This window comes from Sphingomonas sp. S2-65 (genome assembly GCF_021513175.1).
In the GTDB taxonomy this organism is placed as follows: domain Bacteria; phylum Pseudomonadota; class Alphaproteobacteria; order Sphingomonadales; family Sphingomonadaceae; genus Sphingomonas.
This window is the reverse complement of sequence record NZ_CP090953.1, coordinates 1,562,449-1,575,476: the sequence shown is the minus strand read 5'-3', so window position 1 is coordinate 1,575,476 and position 13,028 is coordinate 1,562,449. Positions and strand designations below refer to the sequence as shown.

General features: G+C 67.2%; 12 protein-coding genes. 9 read left to right on the top strand and 3 right to left on the bottom strand.

The window, feature by feature from the left end; translation table 11 throughout:
- The first annotated feature begins 40 nt into the window (after positions 1-40).
- The 5 genes from LZ586_RS07385 to LZ586_RS07365 are packed head-to-tail and all read left to right on the top strand — an operon-like array spanning position 41 to position 4,882.
- The gene (locus LZ586_RS07385) at positions 41-997 is read left to right on the top strand and encodes a polysaccharide deacetylase (protein WP_235079161.1); all 957 of its coding nucleotides are present in this window, start codon (positions 41-43) and stop codon (positions 995-997) included.
- 5 nt (positions 998-1,002) lie between these two features.
- The gene (locus LZ586_RS07380; RefSeq protein ID WP_235079753.1) at positions 1,003-1,941 is read left to right on the top strand and encodes a GNAT family N-acetyltransferase; all 939 of its coding nucleotides are present in this window, start codon (positions 1,003-1,005) and stop codon (positions 1,939-1,941) included.
- 9 nt (positions 1,942-1,950) lie between these two features.
- Positions 1,951-2,682 (top strand): DNA repair protein RecO, encoded by a 732-nt coding sequence (recO, locus tag LZ586_RS07375; RefSeq protein ID WP_235079160.1) that lies wholly within the window; start codon positions 1,951-1,953, stop codon positions 2,680-2,682.
- Between the two features lie 47 nt (positions 2,683-2,729).
- The gene (gene leuB, locus LZ586_RS07370; protein ID WP_235079158.1) at positions 2,730-3,782 is read left to right on the top strand and encodes a 3-isopropylmalate dehydrogenase; all 1,053 of its coding nucleotides are present in this window, start codon (positions 2,730-2,732) and stop codon (positions 3,780-3,782) included.
- Positions 3,779-4,882: a glycosyltransferase gene (locus LZ586_RS07365; protein ID WP_235079156.1), complete on the top strand. Its 1,104-nt coding sequence runs from the start codon at positions 3,779-3,781 to the stop codon at positions 4,880-4,882. Before leuB ends, LZ586_RS07365 begins: the two co-directional genes overlap by 4 nt.
- A 10-nt stretch (positions 4,883-4,892) precedes the next feature.
- Here the strand turns inward: LZ586_RS07365 and LZ586_RS07360 are convergent, their stop codons facing one another.
- Positions 4,893-6,080, bottom strand: a complete 1,188-nt coding sequence (locus LZ586_RS07360; RefSeq protein WP_235079155.1) for a glycosyltransferase family 39 protein — start codon at positions 6,078-6,080, stop codon at positions 4,893-4,895.
- On the opposite strand from LZ586_RS07360, the gene LZ586_RS07355 reads away from it, so the two are divergent.
- Genes LZ586_RS07355 through LZ586_RS07340 form a run of 4 tightly spaced genes read left to right on the top strand, consistent with a single transcriptional unit; the run spans position 6,063 to position 8,669 of the window.
- Positions 6,063-6,278, top strand: coding sequence for a hypothetical protein (locus LZ586_RS07355; RefSeq protein ID WP_235079153.1), 216 nt, complete (start codon positions 6,063-6,065; stop codon positions 6,276-6,278). The genes LZ586_RS07360 and LZ586_RS07355 overlap by 18 nt on opposite strands.
- Complete coding sequence (locus LZ586_RS07350) at positions 6,275-7,483, top strand: trans-sulfuration enzyme family protein (RefSeq protein ID WP_235079152.1); 1,209 nt, start codon at positions 6,275-6,277, stop codon at positions 7,481-7,483. Before LZ586_RS07355 ends, LZ586_RS07350 begins: the two co-directional genes overlap by 4 nt.
- On the top strand, positions 7,483-7,881 hold the full coding sequence (gene apaG / locus LZ586_RS07345; RefSeq protein WP_235079752.1) for a Co2+/Mg2+ efflux protein ApaG: 399 nt from the start codon (positions 7,483-7,485) through the stop codon (positions 7,879-7,881). Before LZ586_RS07350 ends, apaG begins: the two co-directional genes overlap by 1 nt.
- The gene (locus LZ586_RS07340) at positions 7,878-8,669 is read left to right on the top strand and encodes a LysR family transcriptional regulator (RefSeq protein ID WP_235079150.1); all 792 of its coding nucleotides are present in this window, start codon (positions 7,878-7,880) and stop codon (positions 8,667-8,669) included. Before apaG ends, LZ586_RS07340 begins: the two co-directional genes overlap by 4 nt.
- An 84-nt stretch (positions 8,670-8,753) precedes the next feature.
- Here LZ586_RS07340 and LZ586_RS07335 read toward each other — a convergent pair whose 3' ends face one another.
- Together LZ586_RS07335 and parE are read right to left on the bottom strand one after the other, a co-directional pair.
- Complete coding sequence (locus tag LZ586_RS07335; RefSeq protein ID WP_235079148.1) at positions 8,754-10,058, bottom strand: serine hydrolase; 1,305 nt, start codon at positions 10,056-10,058, stop codon at positions 8,754-8,756.
- 642 nt (positions 10,059-10,700) lie between these two features.
- Positions 10,701-12,680 (bottom strand): DNA topoisomerase IV subunit B, encoded by a 1,980-nt coding sequence (gene parE / locus LZ586_RS07330; protein ID WP_235079146.1) that lies wholly within the window; start codon positions 12,678-12,680, stop codon positions 10,701-10,703.
- Positions 12,681-13,028 lie beyond the last annotated feature (348 nt).

Below are 13,028 nucleotides of genomic sequence, written 5' to 3'. Positions count from 1 at the left end.
TTGGTAGTTTGTTCACGCCGTCCGGCTAACACTGGGCGGCATGACCACCCGCGTCTTCATCACGATCGACACTGAATTGATGTGGCGGCATCATGTCGCCGGGCTCGATCGCGCCACCGTCGCGGAACGCTCGCTGGAGCCCGCCGGGGTCGGCGTGGCCTGGCAGCTGGAGCAGTTGGCCCGTCATGGCCTGAAGGCCTGCTTCTTCGTCGATCCCATGCCCGCGCTGGTTTATGGCCTCGATCCGATCCGCCGCGTCGTCGAGCGTATCCAGGTGGCCGGGCAGGAGGTGCAACTGCACCTCCATCCCAATTGGACCGGCGCGCGCGCGGACGACAAGGGCGCGAGCTATGGGCTGTTCGAGCTTATCGACTATGACCTGGAAGGGCAGCGTGGGCTGATCGCCCAGGCGGCCGAGCTGCTGACGCAAGCGGGGGCGGGGCCGCTTACGGCGTTCCGATCGGGCTCCTATTCGGCGAACGACGATACGCTGCGCGCGCTGGCCGGGCTCGGCTTCCGCTACGATTCGAGCCATAACGGCTCGGAGCATCCCTGGCCCAGCGCGATCGACCTGCCCGCGCGGCAGATCGCGCCGGTTGCGCACAACGGCATCGTCGAAGTGCCGGTGACCTGCATCGAGGACCGCCCCGGACATCTTCGCCATTTCCAGATCTGCGCGCTGTCCACTGCCGAGATGCGCGCGGCGCTGACCCACGCGGTTCGGGAACGGCACGCCGCAGTGACGATCGTCGGCCACGGCTTCGAGCTTGCCAATCGGGCGGGCACGCGCCCAAACGCAGTGCATGTCCGCCGGTTCGAATCATTGTGCCGCATGCTGGCGGAGCGGCAGGGGACCTTGGTGACCGAACATTTTCGCGACTGTCCGGCGATGCCGCTGGGCCAAGTCGACCGTCCGCTGGGACCAAGCACATTGCGCACCCGATTGCGCCAGGCCGAGCAACTTTGGTCGAACTGGGTCGAGGAGCGCGCGGCGTGAACGCGATGGCCGAAGTTCGCGCGGAGCCGGGGCGTGCGCGGAAAACCCAGCTGAAATTCGAGATCGGCGCGCGCACGCTGATGACCGTCGACCGCACGCTGGTGCGCGTGCCGCTAAGCCTTGCCGAAGCGCGTGCCGCCCGCCTGCCGGTGCTGCCGCCGCTGGACCGCACGGCACATGGCTATGTCACGACGTCGTTGCCCGAAGGGCTGGTGGGGCCGTTGGTCAAGGCGTCGAACGGCATGCTGCCCTTCGTCCGGCAGCGCTATACGCGTTATTATCTGGACTTGACCTTGGGCTTCGAGACCTGGTTCGGCGGACTTTCGTCGAACGCCCGCCAGAGCCTGCGCCGCAAGGCCAAGAAGGTGGCGGAAGCGTCGGGCGGCGCGCTCGACATCCGCAGCTTCTCGGCGCCGTCGCAGATGGAGGCGTTCCACGACGCCGCACGACGCATTTCGCTGCGAACCTATCAGGAGCGGCTGCTCGGATCTGGCCTGCCCGACAATCCCGACTTCGTCCGCAGCATGCATGCCTCGGCCGCAGCCGGACGGGTGCGTGCCTGGCTGCTCTATATCGGCGGCGAGCCCGCTGCCTATCTCTATTGCCCCGTAGTCGGCGATACGGTGATCTATGCCTATGTCGGGCATGATCCGGCGTTCAACGAGCTGTCGCCGGGCGCCGTGCTTCAGCTGCACGCGGTGCGCGACTTGTTCGACGAGGGACCGTTCGCGACGTTCGACTTCACCGAGGGAGAGGGGCAGCACAAGCGCCAGTTCGCCACCGGCGGGGTGTCGTGCGTCGACTTGCTGCTGCTCCGCCCATCGTTCGCCAATCGGCTGACCATGGCGGCGCTCGGCGGCTTCGATGCCAGCGTCGCGCAGGTCAAAAGGCTGGTCCATTCGGCCGGGCTCGGCAACCTCGCCAAGCGGCTGCGCCGCGGCTAGGCTCGCGGCATGCATTTGCGTGCCGAAGCCATCCTCCTGAGCGTCCGGGCGCATGGCGAGTATGGCGCCGTCGCGCGTGCGCTGACCGAGAGCGACGGGCTGCAGCCGGGGTATGTCCGCGGCGGCCGATCGCGCGCACTGCGCCCGGTGCTCCAGCCCGCCAATCTTATCCTGGGCGACTGGCGCTCGCGCACCGACGAGCAACTGGCTGGGCTGACCGTCGAACTGATCCACAGCCGCGCGCCGTTGTTTGGCGAGCCGCTGCCCGCAGTGGCGCTGCAATGGGCGACCGCGCTAACCGCGACCACGTTGCCCGAGGCGCAGCCTTATCCGCGGCTTTACGGCGCATTGGACGGGGTGCTTGCCGCGATCGAGGCGGCGCCGGCCGCGCGCGGCTGGGCCACCGCGATCGTCCGCTACGAGCTGCTGTTGCTTGCCGAACTCGGCTTCGGGCTCGATCTCGAACGCTGCGCCGCGACCGGAGCCTCTCAGGACCTCGCCTTCGTCAGCCCCAAATCGGGGATCGCCGTCAGCCGGATCGGGGGACAGGGCTATGAGGACCGGCTGCTGCGGCTGCCGACGTTCCTGACCGAGGGCGGCCCGGCGGAATGGGGCGACATCCTGGACGGGCTGCGACTGACCAGCCACTTCCTGGAGCGCGACTTGCTGATCGGGCGAAGCGCCGATGTGCTGGCGACCCGCGTGCGGCTGGTCGATCGGCTCAAGCGGGCGGTTGCGTAAGCGCGGCGCTGGCGGCAAAGCGGGCGCGATTTCTTGAGGGAGCGCGGATGCCGCTGATTGCAGTTCTGCCCGGTGACGGTATCGGGCCCGAAGTCACGACCCAGGCGCGCCGCGTGTTGGAAGCGCTCGATCTGGGGCTGTCGTTCGAGGAAGCGCCGATCGGCGGGGCGGCTTATCTGGTCTCCGGCCGTCCGCTGCCCCCGGAGACGCTGGCGCTGGCCAAGCGTGCCGATGCCGTGCTTTTCGGCGCGATCGGCGATCCGCGCTTCGACGCGCTCGAACGCCGCCTTCGCCCCGAAGCCGCGCTGCTCGGCATCCGCCGCGAGCTGGGGCTGTTCGCCAATATTCGCCCCGCCAAGCTGTTCCCCGGGCTCGACTCCGCTTCGCCGCTCAAGGCCGACGTGGTCGCAGGGCTCGACCTCGTCATCGTCCGCGAACTGACCGGCGACGTCTATTTCGGCGAAAAGGGCCGGCGCACCAACCATGAGGGGCTGCGCCAGGGCTATGACTGGATGAGCTATGACGAAGCCGAGGTGGAGCGCATCGCCCGGGTCGGCTTCGAGATGGCACGCCGCCGGCGCAAGAAGCTGTGCTCGGTCGACAAGGCAAACGTGCTCGAAACCTCGCAGCTGTGGCGCGACGTGGTGAACGAACTGAGCACCGAATATCACGACGTCCAGCTCACGCATATGTATGTCGACAATGCCGCGATGCAGCTCGTCCGCCGCCCGGCCGAGTTCGACGTGATCGTCACCGGCAACCTGTTCGGCGACATCCTGTCGGACCAGGCGAGCATGTGCGCCGGATCGATCGGCATGCTGCCTTCGGCTTCGCTCAGCGCATGGAGCGGCGCCAACGGGATGTACGAGCCGATCCATGGCTCGGCGCCCGACATTGCCGGGCAGGGCAAGGCGAACCCATGCGCGGCGATCCTCTCCGCCGCGATGCTGCTGCGGCATTCGCTGGAGGATGAGACCTCCGCACAACGGATCGAGAAGGCGGTGGCGGACGCGCTTGTCGGCGGCGCTCGTACGCCGGATCTTGGCGGCACCCACACCACTGAGGCGATGGGTAACGCCGTGTTGCAGGCGCTGCGGTGACCTCCGACCTGCTCGAGCTCGCAGTCGTCATTCCGACCTTCAACGAACGCGCGAATGTGCCGACGTTGATCGCGAAGCTCGACCAGGCACTGGAAGGTCGCAACTGGGAAGCGATCTTCGTCGACGACAACAGCCCGGACGGCACGGCCGATGCGGCGCGCGAGCTGGCTCGGCTCGACAGGCGAGTGCGGGTGATCCAGCGGATCGGCCGCCGCGGGCTCTCCTCGGCATGTATCGAGGGGATGTGCGCGACCGCGGCGCCCGTGGTCGCGGTGATCGACGGCGACTTGCAGCATGACGAGCGGCTGCTGCCGGCCATGCTCGATGCGCTGGCTGGCGACCCTGCGCTGGACTTGGTGGTCGGCTCGCGCTTCGTCGAGGGCGGCGGCACTGGCGAATGGGACCGCGACCGCGTGGCGAAATCGGCCTTCGCCACCAAGCTTTCACGCCGGGTGCTCAAGGCCGAACTCAGCGATCCGATGAGCGGCTTCTTCATGATCCGTGCCGACATCGTGCGCGGGCTGGTACCGACGCTATCGGCCATCGGCTTCAAGATCCTGCTGGACATCATGACCGCCTCGCCCAAGCCGTTGACCTTTATCGAGCTGCCTTACGTGTTCCGCACGCGCAGCGAGGGCGAGAGCAAGCTCGATCACGTCGTCGCGATGGAATATCTGATCGCGATCTACGACCGGATGTTCGGCAAGGTCGTGCCGGTGCGCTTCGCGATGTTCTCGGCGATCGGCGCGATCGGCGCGGGCATCCACTTCCTGGTGCTCGGATTGCTGTTTCGCGAGGCGGACGTGCCGTTCGTCACTGCGACGGTCATCGCGATCCTGGCGGCGATGACCTTCAACTTCTTCCTCAACAATACGCTGACGTATCGCGAGCAGCGGCTGAAGGGCGCGAAGGCGCTGTTCGCCGGCTGGGTGAGCTTCTGCATCGTCTGCGCGGTGGGCGCGGCGGCGAATGTCGGGGTGGCGGCGTTCCTCCACAACGTCCAGCATGGCGATTGGCGTGTCTCGGCGCTGGCCGGAATCGTGGTCGCCGCGGTGTGGAATTTCGCACTCTCGTCGCGCTTCACCTGGGGGCGCTACTGACCCCTGGATCTCACCGCCAGCTGGGGAACCACATCCAATGCGTGAAGCCCTGCGCGTCCTTGAGCGCGGACGCCGCCAGGATCGGGTAGAAATAGACGAACGCCACGACCGACGCGGCGACGAACCATTCCTCCCAGCCGCGACCGCGCCCGCGATCGAAGTGCAGGAACGCCACCGGGATCGCCAGGCACAGGAACAGCCCGGAGAGGTGGTAGTAATAATAGAAGCCGAGCGATTTCGGGATCACTGCGTAGATTGCAACGGACGCCGTCCAGAGCAGCGCCACGCCGAGCGCGCGGCCCGACCTCTCGCGCAATCCCGCCCAGAAGCACGCCAGCACTGCGGCAAGCCCGCCCCACATCACGACGGGATTGCCGATCAACAGCACGCCGCGCTGCGCGCCACGATCCCATTCGTAGAAATACCAGATCGGGCGGAGCATCAGCGGCCAGCTCCACCAGTCCGACTGATAATTGTGCGACGGGAGGATCTGGGTCTGGAGTTCCCACATCTGCTGCTGAAGCGGGATCAGCCCGCCAAGCGTCAGCGGCTCCAGCGTGTAGAAAAAGGCGGGCAGGAAGGTCAGGAAATAGACTGCGATGCTGACGATGCCCATCACCAGCAGGCCAGGGACGGTGCCGATCCCCCGCCAATGCGGCTGGTCTGTTCCCGCCAGTGCCCAGGCCAGCGAGCGCCCCGCGCGTCGCGCGTCGCGCACGCGGATCGCCACGAAGGCCAGTACCGCCAACACGACATAGGGCACGGCGGCCCATTTCACGCCCACCGCCAGCCCCAGCAGCACACTCGCGCCGATCCACCGCCCCCACGCGTGGCGTGGCGACCCGCGCATGCCCCAGAGCAGCAGCGCGATCGCCCAGATCAGGAAGGCGCCGAGGAATACGTCGAGCATCCCAGTCCGCGCCTGGACGAACAACGTCTGGTTCAGCGCGGCCAGCACTGCGCCGACCAGCGCCGCGCGCATCGAAGCCGTCAGCAGCCAGAGGATGGCAAAGACTCCGAGCACGGTGGTCGTCCCTGCGACCGTGGCCGCGCCGCGCCAGCCGAACGGGTTGTCGCCCAGCAGGGCGATGCTCGCGGCGATCAGTTCCTTGCCGACCAGCGGATGTTCGATGTTGCGGGGGGCCGCCAAGTCGAGCAGCGCCTGCGCAGCAGGCACATAATGCACTTCGTCGAACATGATCCGGCTCGGCTGGTCGAGATGGAACGTGAAAAGCAACTGGGCAGCGATGCCGACCAGGAGCGCAACGAGAAAGGGGCGGTTCCTGAGAGCGGTAAGGCGGTCGAGCATGGGGCGGCGATAAACGATCAATTCAGCCGCGTCATGCCGGACTTGGTTGACGTACCCGCGCGCCACCCGGCAAAGCAGGCGATATGAAGCGCCGCACCGGACAAGACCCGAGCATCACCCGCAACTGGAAGCCAGCCACTCAGGCGGTACGCGGCGGAACGGCGCGCAGCGAATTCGGCGAAACCAGCGAGGCGCTCTTCCTCACCTCGGGCTATGCCTATGACTGCGCTGCCGATGCCGCGGCTCGCTTCGCCGGCGAGCAGGAGGGGATGACCTATTCGCGCCTCCAGAACCCAACGGTGGAGATGCTGGAACAGCGCATCGCCCTTTTGGAAGGCGCCGAGGCATGCCGTTCGATGGCGACCGGCATGGCGGCGATGACCGCCGCCTTGCTGTGCCAATTGGAGCAGGGCGACCACATCGTCGCCGGACGTGCAGCATTCGGTTCGTGCCGCTGGCTCACCGACACATTGCTGCCCAAGTTCGGCATCCAGGCCTCGATCGTCGATGCGCGCGATCCGCAGCAATTCCAGGACGCGGTACAAGACAACACCAAGCTGTTCTTCTTCGAGACTCCGGCCAACCCGACGATGGACGTCGTGGATCTGGAGGCGGTGTGCGGCATCGCCCGTGCGCGCGGTATCAAGACGGTGGTCGACAACGCCTTCGCCACGCCCGCCCTGCAGCGCCCGATGGAATGGGGTGCGGATATCGTCGCTTATTCCGCGACCAAGATGATGGACGGACAGGGACGCGTGCTTGCCGGGGCAGTTGCGGGGACCGAGGACTTCATCACGAACACGCTGCTCCCCTTCCACCGTAACACCGGCCCGACGCTGAGTGCATTCAACGCCTGGGTGGTTCTCAAGGGGCTGGAGACGCTCGATCTGCGCATCCGGCGGCAAAGCGAGAATGCGCTCAAGGTCGGCAGTTTCCTGGAAGGCCGCGTGCCCAAGGTGAACTTCCCAGCACTCCCGAGCCATCCGCAGCACGCGCTGTTCATGCGCCAGATGGCAGCGGCAGGCCCGATCTTTTCGTTCGAGGTCGCGGTCGGACGCAGCCAGGCGCATGGGCTGCTCGACGGGCTGGAACTGATCGACATCTCGAACAACATCGGTGACTCGCGTTCGCTGATGACGCACCCGTCCTCGACCACCCATTCGGGCGTCAGCGAAGAGAAGCGGCTCGAAATGGGCGTTACCGAGAATTTGCTGCGCCTGAACGTCGGGCTGGAGGATCCGGAGGACCTGATCGCCGACCTCGACCAGGCATTGCGACAAGTCGGCCTATGATGAAGGCGTTGTTCACGGAAGAGGCGGAGACCAGCGGCATCGTCGTGCGGGTTTCGGTGTCCTATCTCCCGGAACAGTCCGAACCGGCACGCGGGCGCTGGTTCTGGGCCTATCATATCCGCATCGAGAACGAAGGCGCGGCGCCGGTCCAACTGCTCACGCGGCATTGGATCATCACCGATGGACGCGGTGGCCGTCACACGGTGGAGGGCGAAGGCGTCGTCGGCGAGCAGCCGGTGATCGATCCGGGCTCGAGCTTCGACTATGTTTCGGGCTGCCCGTTGTCGACGCCCACCGGCACCATGCAGGGCAGCTACCATATGATCGGTGCGGACGGCGCGGCGTTCGATGTCGCCATTCCCAAGTTCGCGCTGACGGCGCCGGCGGTGACGGGATGAAGCGTACCCACCTTCCCCTGAACGGCCTGCGTGTGCTCGATGCCGCCGCTCGGCACCTGTCGTTCACGCGCGCTGCCGACGAATTGGCGGTTACGCCGGCGGCAGTCGGCCAGCAGATCCGCGCGCTGGAGGATACGCTGGGCGTGGTGCTGTTCCGCCGCACCACCAAGGGACTGGAGCTGACCCCCGAGGCCGAGGCGGGGCTTATCGCGTTGCGCGCGGGTTTCCTGCAATTCGAGGAGTCGGTGCGCGCGATGCAGGCGGGGCAGTCGTCCAAGTCTCTGACCATTGCGGCACCTCGCGACCTGACCGCGAAGTGGCTGATGCCCAAGCTTTCGGAGGTCGCGCGGCGCGATCCCGAGCTGCGCTTCATGATCGTTCCGGCGGATGAGGCGCTGGACTTCACCGAGGCGAATCTCGACCTGGCGATCCGCTGGGGCGAGGGGCCGGGCGAGCATGAGGGGGAAGCGATCGAGAGCGACGGGTTGGTGACCGTGCAGCGGCCCGGGGGCGGGATCGATACTGCGATCGCCTGGACGGGGTGCCTGGCCGAGGACGAGGCGTCGCTGGTGCGGGTGGCCGATGCGGGGCTGGCGATCGAGGCGGCGGTGCAGGGGCTGGGCCGGGCGACGGTGCCGGAATTGCTGGCGCGGACGGACATTGCCGCGGGGCGGCTGGAGACGATCGGCGAGCCGAAGCCGGCGCGGCTGGGGTTCTGGTTCGTGGCACCCTTGCCGCAGTGGCGGCAGAAGAAGGTGCGGAGCATCGTCGAGGCGCTGGCGTCGTAGCGAGCATCTTGTTGACGCCGAAGCACCGGGTTGAGGCGGGCCTCGGCTGCCTGAATAACGTCTATAAATCAGCGACTTGGGCGTCTAGTTGCCGCTCAACTCGACCGCGCGGGCGATCAGCGATCCGAACCGCATCTGATCCACGTCCTTGGCGGGATCGTTCCAGCTGGCACTGAGCGCATACCAGCCGCCGTCCCTGGCCTGGAGCAGATAGTGCATGCTCATCACGCCGGGTTCGGACCCGCCCTTGTAGCCGATCCAGGACCAGCGGGCCGCGGCGACATCGGGCACGCCGGGATTTTTCCCAAGGATCGCACGTAGTTCCGGGGTCAGGTTGCGGCGGAACCAGTCGAGCACGCGGACGAGGTCGGCAGGCGATTCGAACCATTCGAGCGTGTCGATCCCGACCGGCTTGCCGTCCCGGAACAGCGTCGGATCGATGCCCGCGAGCGGCGCCGCCGCGACCTCGCCGGCCAGCATCGCCCGGCGGCCAGGTTCGTCCAGCGCACTGAAACGACGCCCCAAAGCGCCTTTTTCGACGCCTTTCAGCTTGAAAAGCTCAAGCGTGGAGAGAAACGGGCGGTTTCGCGCTGCATTTTCGATGCCGATCACCGGCATCATCGCCTCGATCTTTTCGCGGCCGAGCGCCCCCAGCAGGATGTCGGTGGCGCTGTTGTCACTGACCGAGATCATCTGGGTGGCGAGCACGCGGTAGCTGAGCTGCGTCCCCTTGGGCGCCGTCGCATAGGCGCCGCCCGGGAGGGGCGATCCGTCGAGCGTCACGGCATCCTCCCATTTCCGCTCGCCGGCGCGGATCGAGCGGGCGAGTTCGGCAAGGATCACCAGCTTGAACGCCGAGCCGATCGCGAGCGGACGGTCGGGTTGGTACGAGGCCAGCAGCTTGGGACCCTTGGCCTCAAGCCGGGCAAGCGCGAAGCCGCTCTGGCCCGGCAGCGCGCGGACCGCCTGGACGACGGCGTCGATCGACGCCTCCTGCGCCTCGAAGCCCTGGAAGAGCAACCCGGTCACCTGATGCGGCGGCTGGGGATCGACCACCAGGCGGAGCAGCGCGACGACATCGCCGAACCGGACGCGGACGATCGCGTCCCATGGGGAACTCGGCCGAGCCCCCAGCACCGCGCGCGGCGCGCCATGCGCGGCCGCCAATTGGGCGTTGATCGCAGCGAACTGCGGCTGCGGGACCTGCGCGACGAAGGCGGGGGCGAAAAAGGCGGCATAGTCGCCGCTGCCCTGCAGGATGGCGAGCAATTGCTGGACGCGCGCATCGAACGCGGGATCGGGCCGAACCTCGGCGGTTGGCGCGGCGCTCTGGCCCAATGCGGGGACGGGCAGGGCGAGGAGGGCGCAAGCGGTCAGCACGTGGCGCATCGATAAATCCCGAAGAGGAGGTACGGGCCAGCAGCGCGGCGGCGCGAGCTTAGGCGTGCGGTTTGGCGGCGTCATCCCCCGGCGATGCGCCCGTGCTGGGTGAGGGGGGCTCCGGCGTCGTTTGTTGCCCCGCTTGGGTCATTTGCGCTGAGCCGCGATCTTCCTTTGTCACCCCGACCTTGAGCCGGGGTCCCGCTGCTCTCGCCGCAAGAAGAAGCGGGATCCCGGCTCAAGGCCGGGATGACGGAGTGGGGGGTGGGCGAGGGTTCTGCAGGCTTGCCCCGACAGGGGGCGGTGTCGCCATGGGGGCTGTGGACCGATCGCCTGCGATGGGCTTCCCGGTCTGGTGTCGCTTGTGGCTCGCCCCAAGGCTTTCCGCTGAGTTGCGGACGTACCCTATCCTTTGTCACCCCGGCCTTGAGCCGGGGTCCCGCTGCCTTGCCCCACAGAAGAAGAAGCGGGATCCCGGCTCAAGGCCGGGATGACGGAGTGGGTGGGATGGGCGGGGGCTCTGCAAGCCTGCCCAGCCAGGGGCCGGTGTCGCCATGGGGGGCGGTGGACGGATCGCCTGCGATGGCAGGGCTTCCTCCCCCTCCGTCATGCTGCGCATGCCACCTCCCCCTGGCGGGGGAGGATTGCAATTCAGGCGTCGATGACTTCCTCGTCGAGCCTTGCCGCGTTTTCCTGGATGAAGGCGAAGCGGTGGGCGGGGTTGTTGCCCATCAGGCGGTCGACCAGGTCCTTCACGCCTGCGCGCTCTTCATATTCCTGGGGCAGGGTGACGCGCAGCAGGCCGCGCGTCTTGGGATCCATGGTGGTTTCCTTGAGCTGGCTGGGGTTCATTTCGCCCAGGCCCTTGAACCGGCTGACTTCGACCTTCTTGCCCTTGAACGCGGTCTTCTCGATCTCGATGCGGTGCGCATCGTCGCGGGCGTAGAGGCTCTTGGAGCCGACGGTGAGGCGGTAGAGCGGCGGCTGGGCGAGATAGAGGTGCCCGCGGCGGACGAGGTCGGGCATTTCCTGGAAGAAGAAGGTCATCAGCAGCGTTGCGATATGCGCGCCGTCGACATCGGCGTCGGTCATGATGATGACGCGCTCATAGCGCAGTTGGCTGGGGTCGCAGTCCTTGCGGGTGCCGCAGCCGAGGGCGAGGGTGAGGTCCGCGATTTCCTGATTGGCACCGATCTTGGCGCTGGTCGCGCTGGCGACGTTGAGGATCTTGCCGCGGATCGGCAGGATCGCCTGGGTCTTGCGGTCGCGCGCCTGCTTGGCCGAGCCGCCGGCCGAATCGCCCTCGACGATGAACATCTCGGTACCTTCGGGGCTGTCGGCGGCGCAATCGGTGAGCTTGCCGGGGAGGCGGAGCTTGCGGCCCGAGGTCGCGGTCTTGCGCTTGACCTCGCGTTCCTGCTTGCGGCGCAGGCGATCGTCCATCCGCTCGAGCACATAGGAAAGCAGCGCCTTGCCGCGCTCCATCTTGTCGGTGAGGAAATGGTCGAAATGGTCGCGCACGGCCTTTTCGACGAGCGCGGTGGCGTCGGGCGAGGTGAGGCGGTCCTTGGTCTGCGACTGGAATTGCGGTTCGCGGATGAACAGCGAGAGCATCAGTTCGGAGCCGACCATGACGTCGTCGGCGGTGATGTCCTTGGCCTTTTTCTGGCCGACCAAGTCGCCGAAGCTGCGCATGCTGCGGACCAGCGCCTGACGCAGGCCCTGTTCGTGAGTGCCGCCATCGGGGGTGGGGATGGTGTTGCAATACCAGCTATACGAACCGTCGGACCAGAGCGGCCAGGCGACCGCCCATTCCACCCGGCCCTGGCCGTCGGGGAAATCCTGCTGCCCGGAGAAGAATTCGGACGACGCGCATTCGCGGTTGCCGATCTGCTCCTTGAGATGGTCGGCGAGGCCGCCGGGGAACTGGAACACGGCCTCGGCCGGCGTATCGTCGGTGAGCAGCGAGGGATCGCAGCGCCAGCGGATCTCGACCCCGGCGAACAGATAGGCCTTGGAGCGGGCGAGCTTGTAGAGCCGCGCCGGCTTGAAGATCATCTCGGGGCCGAAAATCTCGGCGTCGGGGCTGAAGGCGACGCTGGTGCCGCGGCGATTGGGCGTCGCGCCGAGATGTTCGAGCGGGCCCAGCGTCTGGCCGCGGCTGAAGCGCTGGCGGTAGAGCTGGCGGTCGCGCGCGACTTCGATGACGGTGTCGGTGGACAGCGCGTTGACGACGCTGATGCCGACGCCGTGGAGGCCGCCGGAGGTGGCGTAGGCCTTGCCGCTGAACTTGCCGCCCGAGTGGAGCATCGAGAGAATCACTTCGAGCGCCGACTTGTCTGGGAATTTGGGGTGCGGATCGATCGGCATGCCGCGGCCATTGTCGACGATCGTCAGCCGGTTGCCGGCGGCGAGATGGATCTCGATGCGGTTGGCGTGGCCGGCGACCGCCTCGTCCATGGCGTTGTCGAGCACTTCGGCGGCGAGATGGTGGAGCGCGCGCTCGTCGGTGCCGCCGATATACATGCCCGGACGCCGCCGGACGGGCTCCAGGCCTTCAAGGACTTCGATCGAGGAGGCGTCATAGGTGCCCGAGGGCACGCCGGGTGCGGCAAACAGGTCTTCGGACATGGAACAACCATAGTACGCGGCGGGCGTGGGTGCAAAGGTGTGGGCGTGATCCTTGCGGGGATGTTTTATTCGTCACTCCGCCTTGAGCCGGGGTTCCGCTGCGCTCGGTGCTGGAAGAAGAAGCGGGATCCCGGCTCAAGGCCGGGATGACGGGGAGTGGGGGTGGTTTGGTGCATCCGCATTGCGTTCTTCGTCACCCCGGCCCTGTGCCGGGGTCCACGGCGCCGCGCGGGCTGGGCTGGCGCCGCCTGTCTGTCGCCTGCCGCGCAGTGGGCCCCGGCACGAGGCCGGGGTGACGGTTGGGTTTGGACAGGTGCAGGCGTTTTCTCGGATGTCGCCCGGCGTTGC